Source organism: Pseudomonas sp. Seg1 (genome assembly GCF_018326005.1).
Lineage (GTDB): Bacteria > Pseudomonadota > Gammaproteobacteria > Pseudomonadales > Pseudomonadaceae > Aquipseudomonas.
Map to the genome: position 1 here is coordinate 3,291,877 of NZ_AP021903.1, position 21,395 is coordinate 3,313,271.

Annotated in this window: 17 protein-coding genes; 13 read left to right on the forward strand and 4 right to left on the reverse strand. The window is 59.6% G+C overall.

What is annotated here, in order from left to right; translation table 11 throughout:
- Positions 1–71: 71 nt before the first annotated feature.
- The 6 genes from KI231_RS14575 to KI231_RS14600 all read left to right on the forward strand — a co-directional run bounded on the left by KI231_RS14575 (position 72) and on the right by KI231_RS14600 (position 6,909).
- On the forward strand, positions 72–1,346 hold the full coding sequence (locus KI231_RS14575) for an ABC transporter substrate-binding protein (RefSeq protein ID WP_213028708.1): 1,275 nt from the start codon (positions 72–74) through the stop codon (positions 1,344–1,346).
- Positions 1,347–1,367: 21 nt separating this feature from the next.
- The gene (locus KI231_RS14580; protein WP_213028709.1) at positions 1,368–2,330 is read left to right on the forward strand and encodes a carbohydrate ABC transporter permease; all 963 of its coding nucleotides are present in this window, start codon (positions 1,368–1,370) and stop codon (positions 2,328–2,330) included.
- A complete protein-coding gene (locus tag KI231_RS14585; protein WP_213028710.1) occupies positions 2,327–3,169 on the forward strand; it encodes a carbohydrate ABC transporter permease in 843 nt (280 codons plus the stop codon). The genes KI231_RS14580 and KI231_RS14585 overlap by 4 nt, the downstream gene beginning before the upstream one ends.
- Before the next feature lie 27 nt (positions 3,170–3,196).
- Complete coding sequence (locus tag KI231_RS14590; protein ID WP_213028711.1) at positions 3,197–4,342, forward strand: ABC transporter ATP-binding protein; 1,146 nt, start codon at positions 3,197–3,199, stop codon at positions 4,340–4,342.
- Positions 4,339–5,841 carry a glycoside hydrolase family 32 protein gene (locus KI231_RS14595; RefSeq protein WP_213028712.1) on the forward strand — a complete coding sequence of 501 codons (1,503 nt, stop codon included), beginning with the start codon at positions 4,339–4,341 and terminating at the stop codon, positions 5,839–5,841. The genes KI231_RS14590 and KI231_RS14595 overlap by 4 nt, the downstream gene beginning before the upstream one ends.
- Before the next feature lie 75 nt (positions 5,842–5,916).
- The gene (locus KI231_RS14600) at positions 5,917–6,909 is read left to right on the forward strand and encodes a LacI family DNA-binding transcriptional regulator (protein ID WP_213028713.1); all 993 of its coding nucleotides are present in this window, start codon (positions 5,917–5,919) and stop codon (positions 6,907–6,909) included.
- Between the two features lie 55 nt (positions 6,910–6,964).
- Here the strand turns inward: KI231_RS14600 and KI231_RS14605 are convergent, their stop codons facing one another.
- The 4 genes from KI231_RS14605 to KI231_RS14620 form a co-directional block, all read right to left on the reverse strand.
- On the reverse strand, positions 6,965–9,367 hold the full coding sequence (locus KI231_RS14605; RefSeq protein ID WP_213028714.1) for a TonB-dependent receptor: 2,403 nt from the start codon (positions 9,365–9,367) through the stop codon (positions 6,965–6,967).
- A gap of 67 nt (positions 9,368–9,434) precedes the next feature.
- A complete protein-coding gene (locus tag KI231_RS14610) occupies positions 9,435–10,397 on the reverse strand; it encodes a FecR domain-containing protein (RefSeq protein WP_213028715.1) in 963 nt (320 codons plus the stop codon).
- Positions 10,397–10,906 carry a sigma-70 family RNA polymerase sigma factor gene (locus tag KI231_RS14615; RefSeq protein ID WP_201238169.1) on the reverse strand — a complete coding sequence of 170 codons (510 nt, stop codon included), beginning with the start codon at positions 10,904–10,906 and terminating at the stop codon, positions 10,397–10,399. The genes KI231_RS14610 and KI231_RS14615 overlap by 1 nt, the downstream gene beginning before the upstream one ends.
- A gap of 145 nt (positions 10,907–11,051) precedes the next feature.
- Positions 11,052–11,957 carry a helix-turn-helix domain-containing protein gene (locus KI231_RS14620; RefSeq protein ID WP_213028716.1) on the reverse strand — a complete coding sequence of 302 codons (906 nt, stop codon included), beginning with the start codon at positions 11,955–11,957 and terminating at the stop codon, positions 11,052–11,054.
- A gap of 162 nt (positions 11,958–12,119) precedes the next feature.
- On the opposite strand from KI231_RS14620, the gene KI231_RS14625 reads away from it, so the two are divergent.
- The 7 genes from KI231_RS14625 to arnT all read left to right on the forward strand — a co-directional run bounded on the left by KI231_RS14625 (position 12,120) and on the right by arnT (position 21,140).
- On the forward strand, positions 12,120–13,478 hold the full coding sequence (locus KI231_RS14625) for a glutamine synthetase family protein (protein WP_213028717.1): 1,359 nt from the start codon (positions 12,120–12,122) through the stop codon (positions 13,476–13,478).
- Positions 13,479–13,635: 157 nt separating this feature from the next.
- Complete coding sequence (locus KI231_RS14630) at positions 13,636–14,724, forward strand: polyamine ABC transporter substrate-binding protein (RefSeq protein WP_213028718.1); 1,089 nt, start codon at positions 13,636–13,638, stop codon at positions 14,722–14,724.
- Positions 14,721–16,022: an NAD(P)/FAD-dependent oxidoreductase gene (locus tag KI231_RS14635; protein WP_213028719.1), complete on the forward strand. Its 1,302-nt coding sequence runs from the start codon at positions 14,721–14,723 to the stop codon at positions 16,020–16,022. The genes KI231_RS14630 and KI231_RS14635 overlap by 4 nt, the downstream gene beginning before the upstream one ends.
- Before the next feature lie 176 nt (positions 16,023–16,198).
- Positions 16,199–17,854 carry a PqiB family protein gene (locus KI231_RS14640; RefSeq protein WP_213028720.1) on the forward strand — a complete coding sequence of 552 codons (1,656 nt, stop codon included), beginning with the start codon at positions 16,199–16,201 and terminating at the stop codon, positions 17,852–17,854.
- Positions 17,855–17,871: 17 nt separating this feature from the next.
- Positions 17,872–18,423, forward strand: coding sequence for a PqiC family protein (locus KI231_RS14645; RefSeq protein WP_213028721.1), 552 nt, complete (start codon positions 17,872–17,874; stop codon positions 18,421–18,423).
- A 260-nt stretch (positions 18,424–18,683) separates the two neighbouring features.
- Entirely contained in the window at positions 18,684–19,361 is a 678-nt protein-coding gene (gene pmrG / locus KI231_RS14650) for a lipopolysaccharide core heptose(II)-phosphate phosphatase PmrG (RefSeq protein WP_502937316.1), read from the forward strand.
- A 57-nt stretch (positions 19,362–19,418) separates the two neighbouring features.
- Entirely contained in the window at positions 19,419–21,140 is a 1,722-nt protein-coding gene (gene arnT / locus KI231_RS14655; RefSeq protein ID WP_213028722.1) for a lipid IV(A) 4-amino-4-deoxy-L-arabinosyltransferase, read from the forward strand.
- Positions 21,141–21,395: the final 255 nt, after the last annotated feature.

Here is a 21,395-nt window from a genome sequence, read left to right on the forward strand (position 1 = left end):
ATCGCAAATACGCTGCTACATTTGGCGATGTTAACGTTAACTTTTCTAAAAACAAAAATAAAGGACGCTCGATGAAACACCTGAAATCGCTCCTGCCCGTTGCATTGATCACCCTGTCTGCCGCACTTCCATCCGTCTCGAGCGCAACCGATCTGACGATCTCGTGCGGTGCGGTGGGGGCGGAATTGCAACTGTGCAAAGAGGCCGTCGAGACATGGTCGAAACAGACTGGCAACAACGTCGAGGTGGTCTCCACGCCTAACTCGGCGACCGAGAGGTTGTCGTTCTACCAGCAGATCCTCAGTGCGCAGTCCACCGACATCGACATCATTCAAATCGACATGGTGTGGCCGGGGATGCTGGCCAAACACCTGATGGATCTGCGTGAGGTACTTCCCGCCAACGCGACCCAAGGCTACTTCCAGGCACAAGTCGATAACGCCACGGTCAACGGACGGCTGGTGACGATGCCGTGGTTCACCGACTCGGGGCTGCTGTATTACCGCAAAGACTTGCTCGATAAATACGCAAAGCAGGTTCCTCAGACGTGGGAGGAAATGACCGCTACCGCCAGGGATGTGCAACAGGCGGAGCGCAACGCCGGGAACGCCAATCTCTGGGGTTACATCTTTCAGGGACGTGCCTACGAGGGCCTGACGTGTAATGCGCTGGAGTGGATCAGCAGCCAACCACAAGGCGGACTGATCAATCAACGCGGAGACATCGTGGTTAACAGTCCGGCCTCAAGAGCCGCGTTGACGCTGGCGAAAAGCTGGGTAGGAGACATCTCTCCGCGCGGCGTGCTCAATTACACCGAGGAAGAAGGACGCGGCGTATTCCAGTCGGGTAATGCGCTGTTCATGCGTAACTGGCCTTATGTCTGGGGCCTGGTGCAAAGCCAGGACAGTGCCGTAAAAGACAAGGTCGGCGTCGCTCCCCTGCCCCGCGGCGGCGAGAACGGCGAGCATGCTTCCACCCTCGGTGGCTGGGGCCTGGCGGTATCGCGCTACAGCGCTCATCCCAAACTTGCCGCCGAGCTGGTGAGCTACCTGACCAGTGCCCAAGAGCAAAAACATCGTGCCCTGACAGGCGCCTATAACCCGGTGATCGAGTCGCTGTATCAAGATCCCGAGTTGCTCGCGGCCATGCCTTATTACGCTCAGCTACACAGCATTCTCAACGACGGGGTCATGCGCCCCGCCGCAATCACCGCCGACCGTTATCCACGGGTCTCCAATGCGTTCTTCGATCGGGTGCATGGCGTGCTGGCGGGCGAGTTGCCCGTCGATCAGGCACTGGCCGAACTGGAAAGCGAACTCACGCGTATCAAACGCCAGAACTGGTAAGCCACAAGGAAGGAAATCACCATGTCTGTCTCTACTGCCCATGCCCCCTTCGACGAGCTCCTGCCCACGAGGGAAACACCCGTACAACGTCGCCGGGTGTGCGCTGCCTGGCTGTTTCTGACGCCAATGCTGGTCTGTCTGGCCCTTGTGGCCGCCTGGCCGTTGCTGCGCACGTTCTGGTTCAGCCTGACCGACGCCAGCCTGGCGGACACCGGTGGCGCAACCTTCATCGGCTTGAGCAACTATCTCTTGTTCAGCGGTTCCGGCTGGTCAGGCATCCTCGTCGACCCGCAATGGTGGAACGCGGTGCGCAACACGTTGTATTTCACGGTGCTGTCGGTGGGACTGGAAGTCATTCTGGGGCTGTTGGTGGCGTTGCTGCTGAACATCAAGTTCACCGGCCGTTCTCTGGTGCGTGCGTTGATTCTGATTCCGTGGGCGATTCCGACGATTGTCTCGGCGAAGATCTGGTCATGGATGCTCAACGACCAGTTCGGCATCATCAATCACCTGATGCTCAGCCTCGGCCTGATTGACACCCCCCTGGCCTGGACGGCAGATGCAGACCTGTCGATGTGGGCGGTGATCATCGTTGACGTCTGGAAGACCGTCCCCTTCGTCACGCTGCTGATGCTGGCGGCCCTGCAGATGTTGCCGAGCGATTGCTACGAAGCGGCCAGGGTCGATGGCATTCATCCGCTGAAGGTGTTCTGGCGCGTCACGCTGCCACTGTTGATGCCTGCACTGCTGGTGGCGGCGATCTTCCGTATCCTCGATTCCCTGCGGGTATTCGACGTGATCTACGTGCTGACCTCGAACTCGTCGAGCACCATGAGCATGTCGGTGTATGCCCGCCAGCACCTGGTGGAGTTCCAGGACGTCGGGTACGGCAGCGCGGCGTCGACGCTGTTGTTTCTGCTGGTCGCGGTGATCGCCATGCTTTATCTCTACCTCGGACGCCGTCAACTGGAGGTCCGCGCATGAGCCCGCGCCTGCTGAAAAAAGCACTGTTGCGCCTCGGGTTCTGGTGCCTGATCGGGGTTTTGCTGCTGTATGCGGTTTTCCCGTTCTACTACGCCATCGTGACCTCACTGAAGCCCTCCAGCGCCCTGTTCGAGGTGAGCTACTGGATCGAAAATCCAGACTTCTCCAATTACTCGGCGGTACTCCACCAGGCCTCATTCCTGCGGGCGATTGGCAATTCGCTGGTGGTTGCGCTGTGCGTGGTGACGCTGGCGCTGTTCCTCAGCCTGACCGCCGCCTACGCCCTGGGCCGGGTGAAATTCCGTGGACGTGGCACGGTATTGATGATGGTCCTTGGCGTGTCGATGTTTCCCCAGGTTGCGGTGCTGTCAGGGCTGTTCGAAGTGATCCGTGCCTTGGGTCTGTACAACACGTCCTGGGCGTTGATCCTCAGCTACACGATTTTCACCCTGCCCTTCACCGTCTGGGTGCTGACCACGTTCATGGGGCAACTGCCCCACGAACTGGAGGAAGCGGCAATCATGGATGGTGCGTCACCCTGGGTGACGCTCACCCGCGTGCTGTTGCCGCTGCTCTGGCCTGCACTGGTCACCACCGGTTTGTTGGCCTTCATCGCGGCGTGGAACGAGTTCCTGTTTGCCCTGACTTTCACCCTCACCGACAGCCAACGCACGGTGCCGGTTGCCATCGCCTTGATTTCCGGCGGCAGCCCCCATGAGTTGCCTTGGGGCTTGTTGATGGCTGCCTCGGTGCTGGTCACCGTCCCACTGGTGATTCTGGTGCTGATCTTCCAGCGCCGAATCGTTTCCGGTCTCACTGCCGGCGCGTTAAAGGGTTGATGCCCAATAAAGACAAGGAACAGCATCGTGATCAAATTGAAACTGGACAATGTGAACAAACAATTGGGCGGCGCGCGGATTCTTCGCGACATCAACCTGGAGATCGCGGCGGGTGAATTCGTCGTGTTCGTGGGGCCTTCGGGCTGCGGAAAGTCGACCCTGCTGCGACTGATCGCCGGACTGGATTCGATCTGTGCTGGCGATCTGCTAATCGACGGGCAGCGGGTCAACGACCTGGAACCGCGCGAGCGCGGCGTCGGCATGGTGTTTCAGTCATATGCGCTGTACCCGCACATGAGCGTCTACGACAACATCAGTTTTGGTCTCAAACTGGCCAGGACTGAAAAGAGCAGCCTGCGCGAGCGAGTGCTGAAAACTGCGCAAATCCTGCAATTGGACAAACTGCTGCAACGCAAGCCAAAGGAACTGTCTGGGGGGCAACGTCAGCGCGTGGCCATGGGCAGAGCCATGGCGCGGGAACCGGACATTCTGTTGTTCGATGAGCCGCTCTCCAATCTGGATGCCTCCTTGCGGGTACAGATGCGCAACGAAATCGCCCGGCTGCATGCCCGGCTGCGCTCAACCATGATCTACGTCACCCACGATCAGGTGGAAGCGATGACCCTGGCCGACAAAATTGTTGTGCTCAACGGCGGCTGTGTAGAGCAAGTCGGCTCACCGCGCGAACTCTATGAGCGCCCGGCCAGCCGTTTTGTCGCCGGTTTTCTCGGTTCGCCGAGAATGAATTTCCTCCCGGCCCGCCTGCATGCGCCGGGCGAAACCAGCCTGGTTGATGCTCCCGTTTTGCGGATGACCACCCTGCCCTTCGACAGCTCGAACCTGGCGGCGGACGCTCTGCTGAGTCTCGGCGTTCGCCCGGAACACCTGTCGCTCAAAGCGGCGCAGGGAACGGCTGGCGTCGTCGTGACCGGGGTCGAATACCTGGGCAGTGAAACCTATGTGCACCTGGATAGCGGGCAGGACGAGCCACTGATCTGTCGCTGTGAAGTCAACGCCGGATGGCAGACAGGCGATCGGGTCGAACTGCAACTGGACATCGACAAGATCCACCTGTTCGACAGCGACGGCACGGCATTGCAGCGCCACCCGCAAGCCATTGAATCCGTGCCCGATGACCTTTCTCTACGCTCAATCCGAGCAAACGCCCTATGACCTTGTCTTTGAATACCCCGAGCGATCCCATGTCTTCGACCCTTGACCTTGCGCAGCGCGCACTGGCTGCCAGCCAAGCTCGCGTCATCGAGGACTATCGACCCGGTTATCATATTTCTCCGCCGGCAGGCTGGATGAACGACCCGAACGGGGTCGTGTACTTTCGTGGCGAGTACCACGTGTTCTATCAGCATCACCCCTTCGACGCGAAATGGGGGCCGATGTATTGGGGCCACGCCAAGAGTGCCGACCTGGTTCATTGGCAGCACCTGCCCATTGCGCTGGCACCCGGCGATGACTGCGACCGTGACGGCTGTTTTTCCGGTAGCGCGGTGGTGTGTGGCGATACCCTGGCCCTGATCTACACCGGGCACACTTGGCTGGGGGAAGTGGGTGACGAGCGTTTCATCCGTCAAGTGCAGTGCCTGGCGACCAGTACCGATGGCATCCGCTTCGTCAAACACGGCGCGGTGATCGACAGCGCGCCGCAAGACACCATCATGCACTTCCGTGACCCAAAGGTCTGGCAGGCGGATGACTATTGGTACCTGATTGCCGGCGCACGTCTGGGCGATCTGCCGCTGCTCCCGCTGTACCGTTCCACGGATCTGCACGCCTGGGAGTTCCTGAACTATGTGTCTGGCGGCAGGGAGGGCGATGGCTATATGTGGGAGTGCCCGGATCTGTTCCGACTGAACGGACGCGATGTGCTGCTGTACTCTCCTCAAGGCATGCCATCCCAAGGTTACGAACGGCTCAACAAGTACCAGACGGGTTACCGTGTGGGTCGACTGGACAACCAATGGAATTTCACTGGCGGGCCTTTTATCGAGCTGGATAACGGCCATGATTTCTATGCCGCGCAGACGCTGTTGGCCGCCGATGGTCGGCGCCTCGTATGGGCATGGCTGGACATGTGGGAAAGCCTGATGCCGAGCCAGGCCCATCACTGGTGCGGCATGCTCGGATTGCCACGCGAACTTGAACTGTGCGCCGATCGCCTTTGCGTGTATCCGGCACGGGAGCTCAGCGCACTGCGAATGACGCTATTGCCGGGTACGCCGTGGTGGGGAGAGTCGGGAGCCCGCTGGGTACCGGAAGTGAATGGCGATATGCTCGAAATCCATGTGCATCTGGATCTGCTCGGCTGCACTGACGGCCACTTGGGAGTCGCCTTGCGGTGCAGCGATGATGGCCGTGAAGAAACCCTGCTCTACTATGATGCGTCACTGCAGCGCCTGGTGCTTGACCGCAACCGCTCGGGTACGCAAGTCACAGGCCAGCGCAGCGTCTCGATAGACCCGACACAAGAGCGACTGGAACTGCGCGTGTTTCTCGACCGGTCATCCATCGAAGTGTTCGATGAAAACGGTCGCTTCAGTCTCAGCAGTCGCCTCTATCCGCGCTCCGACAGTCTCGGCGTGAAACTTGTGGCAAGCGGAAGTGGCGGGCGTGTTTCGATCCCCAGGGCATGGCCGCTCGGTTCAGGATGGTCATGAGGGTCGTCATTCGGGTCGCGAGAAGCCCGGGCCCTGTGTCATGATCCTGCGTCAACCTGACCGGCCGCACTTCGCATGACTTCAGTGAAAGACGTTGCACAGCTGGCCGGCGTGTCCCTGATGACGGTTTCTCGAGCGCTCAATACTCCGGAAAAGCTGAGCCCCGAAACCCTCCTACGGGTGCGTCGCGCCATTGATGAACTGCAATTCGTACCCAGCCTGTCAGCGCGCAAGATGCGCGGTGACAACCTCCAGTCGCGAACCATCGGTGTGTTCGCGCTGGACACCGCGACCACACCCTTCGCGGTCGAGTTGCTGCTGTCCATTGAGCAGACCGCGCAGCAAGCCGGCTGGAATGTCTTTATCCTCAACCTGCTGAGCAATCCGCCCACCGACCAGAACATCGACCTGATGCTGTCGCACCGTCCGGACGGCTTGATCTTCAGCGCCATGGGGTTTCGCCAGGTATGTATTCCCGAGCGATTGAAGAGCAAGCCTCTGGTGCTCGCCAATTGTCTGGCAGATGACAGCCGCCTCGTCAGCTATGTGCCGGACGACGAAATGGGCCAGTACCGCGCCGTACACCACGCGTTGAGCCTCGGCTATAAGCGTCCTCTGTGTATCAATCTGCCGAAACAGAGTCTGGCATGGGGGCTGCGACAAAAAGGTCTGCAGCGTGCCTGTCAGGCATTCGGCCTGGCGCCTGAAACGCTCCTGCAGTACGACCTTTCCGATCATGATGCCTACAGTGAAACAGCCGCTATCCTCGACCGGCATGTCATCGATGGTCGTCCCCAATTCGATATTTTGATCTGTGGCAACGACCGCATTGCCTTTTGTGCCTATCAGTTGCTGTTGGGGCGTGGCCTGAAAATTCCCGACGATGTCGCCGTCCTCGGCTATGACAACATGATCGGCATTGCCGAGTTGTTCATCCCGCCGCTGACCACCGTGCAACTGCCGTACTACGAGATTGGTCGCAACGCTGCACGACATCTGATCGAGACCCTTGAGCTGTCGGGAACTCAGCGAGTTGACTGTCCACTGGTGGTCAGGACATCACTATGAGAGTGAGTCAGTTCGCTGATAGCGCTCCCGATGGCTTTCGATTTGGCGAGTGGAATCAGAAATCAACCGTCGCTGAAAGCAGATAGGTTCTCGGTGTCGACAACGTCAGCCCCGGCTCACTGTCGTCCGAAGCGCCGGCAGAACTCCAATAGCGCTTGTCCAGCACGTTCTCGACATTGGCGCGCAGGGTGATGGTTTTCTCATCGACCTTGAAGGCGTATCGCGTACCCACGTCAAAGCGCTCCCAGGAATCGATTTCCTTGTCGTTCGACTGATCCAGATATTGCGAGCTGGAATAGAGGCCGCGTCCGGTCAACGTCAGGCCCTGTACGTTCGGCACATCCCATTCCGCCCCCAGATTGACGTTGTACTTCGGCGTCGCCGGCGCGCGGTTGCCATCGAATGTGCCGTTGGTGGTCCGGGTCAACTCACTGTCGATGTACATCACGCCGCCGAGCAAGCGAAAGCCTTTCAGCGGCTCACCGAACACGCTCAACTCAACCCCGTCGTTCTGCCGTTTGCCGTTCGGGCCGAACACCCGCGTCGTGGCGTTGGTTTCGTACGCCGGCTGTTTGATGCGGAACACCGCGGCAGTGAGGGCATATGAACCGGCATCGTACTTGGCGCCGACTTCGACCTGGCGGCTGATGAACGGCGGGAAGATCTCGTCCTCGTTTATCGACGTCGAAGGCGCGATCTTGCCCTGGCTCAAGCCTTCCATGTAGTTGGCGTACAGCGACAACTTGTCCGTTGCCTTGAACAGAATGCCACCCGAGGGCGAAACCTTTTCCTCGTCGTAGGCGGTATCGCCTTTTACATCATCGCTCCAGTCGTCGACCTTGACCCGTTGCCAACGGGCGCCAAGGGTCAGCAACAGGCGATCATCAAAGAAGCCGAGAGTGTCGGACAACGCTACGCCACTGAAGCGGTTCTCGGTGTAGACCTTGGCGTCATAGCGCGTTGGCCGAGCGGGTTTTGCGGTTTCCACCGGGTCATACAGGTTGCTGCGGCCCGCCGCATAACGGGCGCCGCCGTTTTCAAAGTCCATATAAAAATAGCTGGCAGCCAGGTTGACCTCATGACTGACTGGACCTGTGTGGAACCAGTTGCGCACGCCCGCCGTGGCAGTGCGAACATTCTCGTCACGGGTGAAATCCCGTGGCTGTACGCTGAAGTCGCCGGCATCGTTGGTCACGGAAACCGCATGTCGAAGGAAGTCGTGATTGCTTTTGCGAGCACCAACACCGCCGTAGACCATCACCGAATCACCGACATCAAACTCAGCGTTGAGCGTGCCGAAGGTGTCCTTGGTCCGCGCCTGGCTCCACGGTTGCGCGTAGTTATCACGCACATCGTTGGCGTTGGGCACCTTGGCATTGGCGGCGACTTGCACGCGTTCTTGCGGTGCGTCGGTATCGCGCTCGGTGTGACCCACATCGGTGGAAATCCGCAGCCGCTCACCGCGAAAATCCAGGCCCAACACGGCCATGTCGCGGTCGACACTCTGGTGATCCCACTCCGTGTCGCCGGACTGTTTTACGCCGTTGAAACGCAGGCCGAACTGGTTGTCCTCACCAAAACGCCGGCCGACATCCACCGCGCCGCCGATTTGATTGTTGGAAGCGTAATTGGCGGTCAGCGAGGTGATGGGTTTGTCCGTCGCACGTTTCGGCACGACGTTGATCCCGCCGCCGACGCTGCCTCGCGGCGAAATACCGTTGATGAGCTGGCTCGGGCCTTTGAGGATGTCGACGCGATCGGCCATTTCCATGTCGATCGTGTACGTCGGCAATACGCCGTAGAGGCCGTTGTACGCCACATCACTGTTGAACAGGCTGAAGCCTCGGATGGTGAATTGTTCATAGCGCCCGCCCGCCGGGTTGGTCGCGCGCACGGACGGGTCATTGGCGATCAGGTCGCCCAGGGTTCGGGCCTGCTGGTTCTTGACCGTCTCGCTGGTGTAGGTGGTCATGCTGAACGGGGTTTCCATGAAGTCTTTCGACCCCAGCAACCCTTGCGAGCCTCGGCGTGCGACCTGGCCGCCCGCAAACACGTCCGCGTCCGACGAGTCGGTGGCGCCGAGGATCGAGGTCGGCGCCAACTGCAGGCTACTGCCCTGCGCCGCCGGAATCAGCGTGTAAGCCTGCTCGCCCACCGGTTGCAGTTGCAGGCCGGAGCCCAGCAACAACCGGGTGAAGCCCTCCTCCACACCGAATTCACCAGACAAACCATTGCTGTTGCGCCCGCTGACCAGTGCCGGGTCCACCGACAGATTGACACCGGCCAGACCGGCAAATCGGGTTAGCGTGGAACTCAGGCTGCCGGCCGGCACCTGATAACTGCGCCGGGCCGATTCGTCGGCCCAACTGGACTGGATCAGCAGCGGACTGGCACTCAGGCTCAACAGCAAACTCAACTGCAACAACGGACGCAAACGACTGGGGAATACGGCGGGCATTGGAAGAAGCTCTCGATTTTGTTCACTTGCCTGGAATGACCAGCGAGACGAAAAAAAGGGACAGGCTTCAGCCAGTTTTTTCTGTGGGGGGAATGTTTCGAGGAACGAGCGACACCCAGAAGCGGGTGCGCGTATGAATCTCGATGGGCAGACTGGCGGCCAGCAAAGACAACACTTGATCGGTGTTGTCGAGACGGAAACTGCCGGTGATGCGCAGGTTTTCCAGCGCCGGATCCCAGCGCAACAACCCGGAACGGTAGCGACTCAACTCGCGCAGGAAGTCCCCCAGCGGCTGGTTCTGCGCCATCAACACGCCTTCGCGCCAGCCCGGCATCAACGCGTCGAATGGCGTAACAGGCCCGGCCCCGGAGGCTTGCAGAGTGACTTGCTGTCCTTGCTGCAAGGTCAGCGCCGGCCCGTGCAGCGGCTGCAGTTGCACCACGCCGCGAACCACCGAGACGTTGCAGTCGCGCTCATTGAGACGCACGCAGACTTCACTGCGACTGACGCTGATCCGGCCGTAAGGCGCATTGATCATCAGTGGTGAGCTGCCGGAAACGTTGAGCGCCATTTCGCCGCGTACCAGCGTCAACTGACGCGCAGCAAGATCCACATTCACCGCACTCGCGGTGTTGAGCTGCAACGAACTGCCATCGGCCAACGCCAGCCGTTTATGTTCGCCGGTGCTGGTGTGCAAATCGGCGCGCCAGACGTCCAGCGGCAACTGCCGACTGATCAGCCACGCTGTGGGCACCAGCGCCGCCAGGCCGAGCGCGCGTTTCAGCGCCGCCCGACGTGCCGGATCCGGACGGTCCAGCGTCGCCATGGCCAGTGCCGAGGGCAAATCGGAAAAGCGTTGGCGCAACAGTTGAATCTTCTGCCAGGCGTGTTCATGCCGGCCATCGCTGCTGCGCCAGTGTTGCAGGCGCGCCTGATCGTCCTCCGTGGCCTCGCCGGATTCCAGCAACGCCAACCATTGCGCGGCGGCACGGGCGACTTCCCGCGCGTCGGCGCTGGGTGCGACACGCATCAGAAATCCACCAGCAAGCAATGCTCATAGGCTTGCGCCATATAGCGTTTGACCGTGCGTTCCGAGACCTGCAAACGCTCGGCGATCTCGCGATACCCGAGGCCTTCGAGCTGACTCCACAAAAACGCCCGACGCACCGGCCGTGGCAAACCATCGAGCAATTCATCCAGCGCCTGCAAGGTTTCCAGCAGCAACCAGCGGTGCTCCGGCGAAGGCACGCTCTCCTCCGGCAACTGCGCGAGGGCTTCGAGGTAGGCTTTTTCCAGGCTGCGGCGGGTGTAGAAATTGCTCAGCAGACGCTTGCCCACGGTCAGCAAATACGCCCGGGGTTCGCGCATATCGGCAATCGGCTGAGCGCTGCACAGCACGCGCAAGAAGGTGTCCTGACTCAGATCCGCCGCATCCCAGGCGTTGCCCATGCGACGACGCAACCAGGTTTCCAGCCAGCCTCGATGGTCGCGATACAGTTGCTGCAGGCTCTGCTCCGAGGGTGCGGCGGCTTCAATCATGTCAAGAGACCCTGCGCGAAGAAGAATTCAAATGAGACTGATTCTAATTAAGTTCATTCGCGATACAAAGGTCTTTCTCACGCGCAGACGAGACTGGCGCGCCCAATCCAATTGACCGCGCCCTCCCCTTGATGCTCGGAGCGGATTATTTGTGCAGGCGTTTAAGCGTCTCGCTGGGCAACTCGTTGAACAGCGCCCGATAACTGCTGGAAAACCGCCCCAGGTGCCAGAACGACCAATTCATTGCCACTTCGGCCACCGTGGTTTCCGTTGGCCGGCGGCTGAGCAGTTCGCGATGGGCACTGTTCAACCGGCGCAAGCGCAACCAGTGGCTTGGCGTCATCCCGGTGTAATCCTTGAAGGCTTGCTGCAGTTGACGCAACGAAACGCCCGCCACGTTTGAAAGCTCAAGCAGATTGAGGGTTTCTTCGGGCGAGTCGGCGGCCCACTCGCCGACGCGCTTCATGATCGTTCGCTCTTCGGTGCGGCGCTGCAAGCCGCTACGGTCAAGGTTGACCCTGGCGTTATCGAGGATGAACAGACAGTCCTCCAGCAGCTGTTTCGTCAATGCATCTTTGCTAGGCATATCAACAGCTTGCGACAACTTCGTGAGAGTCGAGCTTAACCAGCGACTAAACAAGGCGTTCTGCCCGCCATTGAGTGGCGCCATGAACAAGCCTTCGAGTTTCGCCACATCCAGACCGTGCTGACGGACGAATTCGGGGCCGAATACCACGGCGATTTCCTGATAGTTCTCCGGGGTGATCCAGATGTTGCGGCTGTCTTCATTGAGCAGATACAGCGCGTTGTCGCTGCGATCGAAACAGAACGCGAGGGCACCCGACGGCGCGCTGAAATTCTGCTCGACCCGGGTGTTCATCTGCTCTTCATAAACCTCGACACCTTGCAGGTCCAGATACCTGATTTGCCCGGCGAAATGCCCCGGCGACATCTGCTGGTAATGCTGGACCCAACCCGGTGTGGCGCGGATTTGCTCGGAGACATCAGCGGTGTTGAACGCTTGAACCTGTAACGGATTGCACGTTGTCATGGGGTGACCTTGCGCACTCTTTTGGTGCGCTTTGGTGCTGCTTAAAGTGGATAGATGGAACTGCAAGGCGCGCCCAAGATAGTCGTCAACGCGCCACAGGGGAAGGGGCGGAAGATGAAACCCGCCCTCCCCGGCGTCTATAAAACCAATAACGAGGTCTTTATGAATGCCCCTTTCGATCAGCTGCTCACTTGGCTGAAAGATCACAAGATTACCGAAGTCGAATGTGTGGTCAGCGACCTGACCGGCATTGCCCGCGGCAAGATCGCACCGACCAACAAGTTCCTGCATGAGCGAGGCATGCGCCTGCCGGAAAGTGTGCTGCTGCAAACGGTAACCGGGGATTTTGTCGACGACGACATCTACTACGACCTGCTCGATCCTGCCGACATCGACATGGTCTGCAAGCCAGTGGCCGACGCCGTGTACGTGATTCCATGGGCGATCGAGCCAACCGCCATCGTCATCCACGACACCCTCGACAAGTTCGGCAACCCGATCGAACTGTCGCCGCGCAACGTGCTGAAGAAAGTCTTGCAGCTGTATACCGACAAGGGCTGGAAGCCGATTGTCGCGCCGGAAATGGAGTTCTACCTGACCCAACGCTGCGAAGACCCTGACTTGCCGCTCAAGGCTCCGCTGGGCCGTTCGGGCCGTGCCGAAAGTGGTCGGCAGTCGTTCTCCATCGACGCCGCCAACGAATTTGATCCGCTGTTCGAAGACGTCTATGACTGGTGCGAGCTGCAAGGCCTGGACCTCGACACGCTGATCCACGAAGACGGCCCGGCGCAGATGGAAATCAACTTCCGTCACGGCGACGCGCTGGATCTGGCCGACCAGATCACCGTGTTCAAACGGACCATGCGCGAGGCTGCGCTCAAGCACAACGTCGCGGCGACGTTCATGGCCAAGCCGATTGGCGACGAGCCGGGCAGCGCCATGCACATCCACCAGAGCGTGGTGGACATCGCCACGGGCAAGCCGATCTTCGCCAACGCCGACGGGCAAATGAGCGAGTTGTTCCTGCACTACATCGGCGGCTTGCAGAAGTACATCCCGAAAGTGCTGCCGATGTTCGCGCCGAACGTCAACTCGTTCCGCCGCTTCCTGCCGGACACTTCGGCGCCGGTCAACGTCGAATGGGGCGAAGAAAACCGCACCGTCGGTTTGCGTGTGCCGACCTCAAGCCCCGAAGCCATGCGCGTGGAAAACCGTTTGCCGGGCGCCGATGCCAACCCGTACCTGGCGATTGCCGCGAGTCTGCTCTGCGGTTACATCGGCATGGTCGAAGGCATCGAACCGAGCGCTGCGGTACAAGGCCGCGCTTACGAGCGCCGCAACCTGCGCCTGCCGATCACCATTGAAGAAGCGCTGACGCAGATGGAAGAGTGCGAGACCGTCGCGCAGTACCTCGGCGACAAGTTTGTTCGCGGCTACGTCGCGGTGAAGCGCGCCGAGCACGAAAACTTCAAACGCGTGATCAGCTCGTGGGAGCGCGAGTTCCTGATGCTGAGCGTCTGATCAAAGCCAAAAGATCCCCTGTGTCGATCGTTCCCACGCTCTGCGTGGGAATGCAGCCCGGGACGCTCTGCGTCCCATCCAAAGCCGAACGCGGAGCGTCCGTTGAGGCATTCCCACGCAGAGCGTGGGAACGATCATTCGAAAAAGAGGTGTCGAAATGCGTCTGTTGAAATCCGTACTTCCGGTCGCGCTAAGTGTTCTGTTCAGCGCCGTAGCCCACGCCCAGCCCCAGGTCAGCGTCTACAACTGGACCGATTACATCGGCGAAACCACCCTCGCCGACTTCCAGAGCAAAACCGGGATCAAGGTGATCTACGACGTTTTCGACTCCAACGAAACCCTCGAAGGCAAGCTGCTCGCCGGGCGTACCGGTTATGACGTGGTCGTGCCGTCCAACCACTTCCTCGCCCGTCAGGTCAAGGCCGGCGCGTTCCTCAAACTGGATCGTGCGCAGCTGCCGAACTGGAAAAACCTCGACCCGAAACTGCTTGAGCTGCTGGAGAAAAACGATCCGGGCAACCAGCATTCGGTGCCGTACCTGTGGGGCACCAACGGCATCGGCTATAACGTCGACAAGGTCAAGCAAGTGCTGGGCATCGATCACATCGATTCCTGGGCCGTGCTGTTCGAGCCGGAAAACATCAAGAAACTGTCGCAGTGCGGCGTGTCGATGATGGACTCGGCGGACGAAGTGTTCCCGGCCATCCTCAACTACATGGGCATGGACCCGCGCAGTGAGAACCCGGAAGACTTTAAAAAGGCCGAAGCCAAACTGCTGAGCATTCGTCCGTACATCACCTATTTCCACTCCTCGAAATACGTGTCGGACCTGGCCAACGGCGATATTTGCGTGGCCTTCGGCTATTCCGGTGACGTGTTCCAGGCCGCCAACCGCGCCAAGGAAGCCAAGAACGGCGTGAACATCGCTTACGCCATTCCCAAAGAAGGCGCCAACCTGTGGTTCGACCTGCTGGCCATTCCCGCCGACGCCAGCAACGAAAAAGAAGCGCACACCTTCATCAATTATCTGCTCGATCCACAAGTGATCGCCAAGGTCAGCGCATCGGTCGGTTACGCCAACCCGAACCCGGCCGCGAAACAGTACATGGATCAGGACCTGGTCAATAACCCAGAGGTTTATCCCTCCCAGGCCGTGCTCGACAAACTCTACATCTCCTCTACCCCGCCCCAGGCGATCATGCGTCTGATGACCCGGTCCTGGAGCAAAGTGAAGTCCAACAAATGAATCAGTACACAACAGAACACGCCCGCTCCTACTACGCAGCCTCGGCTCGGGCGTCCACACCTTACCCGGTCATCGACGGTGATCTGAACGCCGATGTGTGTGTGATCGGCGGCGGGTTCACCGGGGTCAACACGGCCATCGATCTGGCGCAGCGCGGGTTGTCAGTGATTTTGATCGAGGCGCGCCGGATAGGCTGGGGCGCCAGCGGTCGCAATGGCGGTCAGTTGATTCGCGGCATCGGCCATGAAGTCGAAGGCTTCGCCAAGTATGTCGGGCAAGAAGGCGTGCGCTATTTGCAGCGCGCCGGGATCGACTCGGTAGAACTGGTGCGCCAGCGCATCGAGGCCAACGCCATCGAGTGCGACCTGCGCTGGGGCTTCTGTGACCTGGCCAACACCACTGCGCAGTTCGACGCTTTCAAGGATGAACTGGTCGATCTCGCCGAACTCGGTTATGCCCACGAAACCCGCATGATCGGCCCCGAGCAAGTCCGCCAGCAGGTGGTGGACTCCGGGATTTATGCCGGCGGCCTGCTGGACATGGGCTCGGGGCATCTGCACCCGCTGGATCTGGTGCAAGGCGAAGCACGGCTGGCGGCCTCACTGGGCGTGCGCATCTTCGAGCAGAGTCCGGTGCTGGAAATCATTCACGGCGCGACCGTACAGGTGCGCTGCGCCACCGGCACCGTACGTGCCGGCAGCCTGGTCCTCGGTTGCAACGCGCATCTGGACGAACTCGAACAACAACTCAGTGGCAAGGTGCTGCCGGCCGGCAGTTACATCATCGCCACCGAGCCGTTGTCCGAAGAACGCGCCGCGCAGCTGATTCCGCAGAATCTCGCGGTTTGCGATCAGAAAGTCGGCCTCGATTATTACCGGCTCTCGGCCGACCGGCGCTTGCTGTTCGGCGGTGCCTGCCATTATTCCGGGCGTGATCCGGCGGATATCGCTGCCTACATGCGGCCGAAGATGCTCAAGGTCTTCCCGCAACTGGCAGACGTGCGCATCGATTACCAGTGGGGCGGCAAGATCGGCATTACCGCCAACCGTTTCCCGCAAGTCGGGCGTCTCAAGCAGCACCCGAACGTGTTCTACGCCCAAGGCTATTCCGGCCATGGCCTGAACGTCACCCACTGGTGCGCGAAGTTACTCGGCGAGGCGATCCATGCCGGCCACAGTCAGGGCATGGACGTGTTCAGCGGCGTGCCGCACATGACCTTCCCCGGCGGCCCGGCGCTGCGTTCGCCCCTGCTGGCACTGGGCATGTTCTGGTATCGCCTGCGCGAAATGCTCGGCTAGCAGAACAAACAGCGCTGTCGCGATCTGATCGTTCCCCCGCTCTGCGTGGCAACGATCAATTCTGTTTTCTTACCTGGCGAGCTATACACATTTGCTCTATCGCCAAGCACTTCTATATTGATGAAGTGCTTTTGCGTTCCTGACGCTCAGTGCCCAATCATTGAAGGAGGACACGGATGAAGTCGTCAGCCACCGACGAGCCGCGAGCACCAGGCCAGGCCCCCATCAAGACCCGTCGCTTCGGCATATCGCTGGTATGGATCGTGCCGATCGTGGCGGTGCTGGTGGGCATTTCGCTGGTGGTGCACAACCTGATGCAGGAAGGGCCGACCATCATCGTCAACTTCAAGACCGGCAGCGGTCTGGTGGCCAACAAGACCGAAGTCAAATACCGCAACGTGGTGGTCGGGCACGTCACCGATGTCGAATTGAGCGATGACCAGAAGAGCGTCAACGCCACCATCAAACTGGCCAAACAGGCCGAAAGCTTCACCCGCGAAGACTCCCAGTACTGGGTCGTGCGCCCACGCATTGGCGCCGGTGGCGTATCGGGCATCGATACCCTGCTCTCCGGCGACTATATCGGCGCCGACATTGGCCAGGCCAACAACCGCGCCAAACAATTCAAGGGCCTGGAGAATCCGCCGCCGATCACCTACGGCGAACCGGGCAAGCGTTTCATGCTGCATACCCAGGACCTCGGCTCGCTGGACATCGGTTCGCCGGTTTACTACCGCAAGATTCCGGTCGGTCAAGTCGTCACCTATGCCCTCGATGAAGGCGGCAAAGGCGTGAACATCGAAGTGTTCATTCATTCGCCCAACGACGCCTTTGTCACCGAAAACACCCGTTTCTGGAACGCCAGCGGTATTGACGTCAGCGTCGGCGCCAACGGCTTCCAGGTCAAAACCGAATCGTTGTCGTCCATGCTGGTCGGCGGCATCGCTTTCCGCGCCCCGGACTACAGCCCCAACGACGTGGTGGCGGCCGATGACAAAGACTTCGAACTGTTCGCCGATCAGCAAACCGCCCTCGCCCCGCCCAACGGCAAGGCGCAATACCTGAGCCTGCGTTTCGACCAGTCCCTGCGCGGACTCAAGGTCGATGCACCGGTGGAATTCCTCGGCATGGAGATCGGCCGGGTGGTGGCGATCAACCTGGATTTCGACGCGAAAAAACGCAGCTTCCCGCTGAATGTCGGCATCGTTATCTACCCGCAACGCCTCGGTATGGCCTACGGCAAAATGCTCACGGCGTTCAAGCACGACCCCAATGACGAAGCCGCCGGCATTCGCCTGATCGGCACCTTTATCGACAACGGCCTGCGCGCCCAGGCCCGCAGCGGTAATTTGCTGACCGGCCAGTTGTACATAGCGCTGGATTTCTTCCCGAAAGCCGAAAAAGTCGCCTTCGATCCAACCTTGCGCCCGGTGGTCATTCCGACTGTGCCGGGCAGCCTCGAACAGTTGCAGGAAAAACTCGAAGCCGTGGTCGACAAGCTCAACAAAGTGCCGGTCGATCGCATCGCCAACAACCTCGACAGCAATCTGGTCGAACTGCGCAAAGGCCTGACCCAGTTCAACGCCAAGACCTTGCCGGGGGTGCAGAGCACGCTCGCCGATGTCAGCAAGACCCTGCAGTCCGCCAGCTCGACCCTGGCCGAAGATTCGCCGCAACGCGAAAAACTCACCGAGACCCTCGACGAACTCGGGCGCATGTCGCGCTCGTTGCGTGAGTTGTCGGATTACCTCGGTCGTCATCCGGAATCGCTGATTCGCGGGCGCCCGGACAACGCGGCGCCACTGGATCTGAAAGGACCGCCACGCAATTGAGCACAGGAGTCAAACCGATGGCTGTACCGCTGAAGATCACCCTGCTCGCTGCGTTCCTGCTACTGGGCGCCTGCCGCAGCGACCCGATCAGCTTTCATACGCTGACGCCGGTGCAAATGAGCAATAAGGGCAGCGGCACACAGATCCCGATCGAAAGCCTCAGTGTGCCGCCGCAGGTCGACCGTGCACAAATCGTCATCCGTCAAGGCAACAGCGGCCTGGCGATTCTGGAAACTGATTGGTGGGGCGCAACACTTGCCGATGAGTTGCGCGGTGCGTTGAGCGATCAACTGAGCAACAGCAGCGGGCGCCGCAACGTCTCGGTGCGTATCGAGGTGCAGCGTTTCGACTCGATTCCCGGCCAGTATGGTTTGATCGATGCAAAATGGCGCCTGCGTCCACTCGGTGAGACTGACAGCAGTCTGGTGACATGCCGCTCGACGTTACAGACCCCGTCCGGACCGAGCATCGATGACTTGGTGACGGCTCAGCAGAACAACGTCAAACGTCTCGCTGCGTTGATCAGTCAGGCGGCTGGCAACGCGCGAGGATGTCCGCCAGGTCCTTGATCAGTCACGCCGCTTTACCTCGATACTCGATGTTGGTTAAACCCGGGCGCAAACAAAACTGCATTTGAGTTTATTTATCAAATGTCTGCTTTAGTTGTGCCCGGTAACTTCCGGCAATTTTTTCACATGTTCTTCACTGCCCCGCCACGCCCTCGAACGTAGTGTTCAGCCTGCATTCAACTCAGTCGTCGTAAAGTCGCTCGCAGCCTGAGCCTTACGTTGCGCTGAATGAAATACCGAACATTCAAAGGGGCAGGATTGTGGCGCCGTTATTTCAACTGAAAACGTTATTCAGGTCGCCGCAAACCCTGCGTTTGCGCCTGTTGCTGGCACTGGTTTGCGTAGTGTTCGTGGCCATTCTGGTCAGCGGTTTCGTGTTCTGGCCACGCTCACCGAACGATCTGGATCATGCAAGCCGCCGCGTCACTGCCGAATGGATGCAGGCCTGGCAAGCCGGCGAAGTGGTCGCACTGGTGCGCCATACCGAACGTTGTGATCGCTCCGGCAACACTTGCCTGGGGCCGGCCGACGGGATCACTCAGGTCGGTAGCGTGGCGGCGACCGCCGTTGGTCAGGGCTTTCAGCAATTGGGCATGCAGCAGGCTCAAGTGCTGAGCAGTCCGTTGACCCGAACCGCACAAACCGCGCAGTACATGTTCGGTCAGGACGCCAGCACGCAAGACTGGCTGGCCACCTGCGGCCCTGTGCTGCGCGATGAAGTGATCGCCCACAAAACAGCCGGGCAGAATCTGGTGCTGGTGACCCACAGCGGTTGCATCAGCGACTTTGAAAAGCAAACCGGCTTCCCCCACGCGATTGCCGCTGAATACGGCAGTGTATTGCTGGTTCGCATTGACAGTCATAAACAACTAAACGTACTGGGCATTATTAATGTGCCGTTCTGGAAAACCCTGAACATTGCTGATGCACAGAACTAACGCCCATTCAATTCAACGTTTCGCACCCGATACTTATATCCGCGCCAAGGTCCAGTGATGACGTCTGATAACAAACCGTTGCGCCACGCCGTCCGGCATTTACCGCAGACGCCAACAGCACGAACATTTGAGCGCTGGGCGATTCCCGGTCTGATCCTCGCTTTTGTGTTGTTTTACCTGTTGCCGCTGATGACCCACGGCTTATGGATCCCCGACGAAACCCGTTACGGCCAGATCAGCCAGGAAATGCTCCTGAGCGGTAACTGGGTCGCGCCGCATTTCATGGGCATTCGCTACTTCGAAAAACCCATCGCCGGTTACTGGATGATTGCCATCGGTCAGGCGATTTTTGGTGACAATCTGTTCGGTGTGCGCATCGCCTCGGCGTTGAGCACCGGCGCCAGTGTCTGGCTCACCTACCTGCTGGCCCGGCGACTCTGGGACAATCCGCGTATCAGTGCGGCGTGCGCGTTGCTGTTCATGAGTTTTGGTTTGATTGCCGGTCAGGCCGGTTATGCCAACCTCGATCCGCAGTTCACCTTGTGGGTCAACCTGAGTCTGGTGGCGGTCTGGTTTGCCATCGACAGTCGCACCACGACGGCGCGGATCAGCAGTTGGGCACTGTTGGGCGCAGCGTGTGGCATGGGCCTGATGACCAAGGGTTTTCTAGCGTTGCTGCTGCCGGTGTTGATCGCCCTGCCCTACATGATCTGGCAACGCCGTTTTGGCGAATTGCTGCGCTTCGGCCCGGTGGCGGTGCTGGTGGCCGTCGTTGTCAGCGTGCCGTGGGCGTTGGCTGTGCATTACCGGGAACCGGACTTCTGGCGATTCTTCTTCTGGCATGAACACATCCGCCGTTTCGCTGCGGGCGATGACGCCCAGCACGCGCGGCCATGGTGGTTCTACCTGCCGCTGCTGTTTGCTGCCACGTTGCCATGGGCGCTGTTGTTACCATCGACGCTGATCCGCACCTGGCGCGAAAAGTCCCAGCCGAAAATCGCCTTCCTCGCCCTATGGTTCTTGCTGCCGCTCGCGTTCTTCAGTCTGAGCAGCGGCAAGTTGCCGACTTACATCATGCCGTGCCTGATGCCGCTGGCCTTGTTGATGGGCCACACCGTGGTGAACTGGCTGGACCACGGCAACGCGCGAGTGCTGCGTCTGAACGGCGTGGTCAACACCGTGCTGGCCAGTGTCGCGCTGATTGCCCTGATCTACTTGCAGGCCACCAGAGAGATTTATGAAAACACCGAGATGTTCAGCCTGTCGCTGGTGTTTATCGTGCTTATCGGCTGGATCATCGCCAACGCCCTGCAAATCATGCGGCCGCTTACGCTGTGGGCGATGCCGGCGCTGGGCATCGGTCTGCTGATTGCGCTGTTACCAGCGGCAATGCCTGCACAGATCGTCGATAGCAAGATGCCCGATCAGTTTATTGCCGAGCATCAACAGGCATTGAGCGAAACAACTTCACTGCTGAGCAACGACCTCGGCGCCGCATCAGCCTTGTCGTGGCGCCTGAGACGCCCGCAGGTTGACCTCTTCAACACCGTCGGCGAGTTGAAATACGGTCTCGACGATCCGGCCATGGCTTCGCGCAAGGTCGGTCTGGATGATGTCGGCCAATGGATGATCGAGGCGCGTAAAAAAGGCACGGTAGGCGTGGTGATGCGCGTCAACAGTGTTCAGGAAGTTCAGGAAATCGAGCGGTTGCCAATCGATGGCCAGCACTTCCAGCGCGGCAATCTGCATATCTACCTCTTCAGCAAAACCCGGCCATAACCTCAAAGACCAGGCGCCCGGCGCCTGGCAGCCTCTATTTCCTCCTGCCTTGAATGACGCTGAATGACGCACGGCAATCGTGCGTCTGCCAGTCGCTGCTAATCTGAATGGCAATGACATGTATTAACGGTTTCTTTGACGTTTTTTTCTCATTTGCTTCTCTACATTGCCGGCGGCCCAATATCTGCAAATCATTCGCATTGAAACCTGCCCGCGAATGCCTGCCCATAACGTCTAAAAAATCAGGAGCGTTCT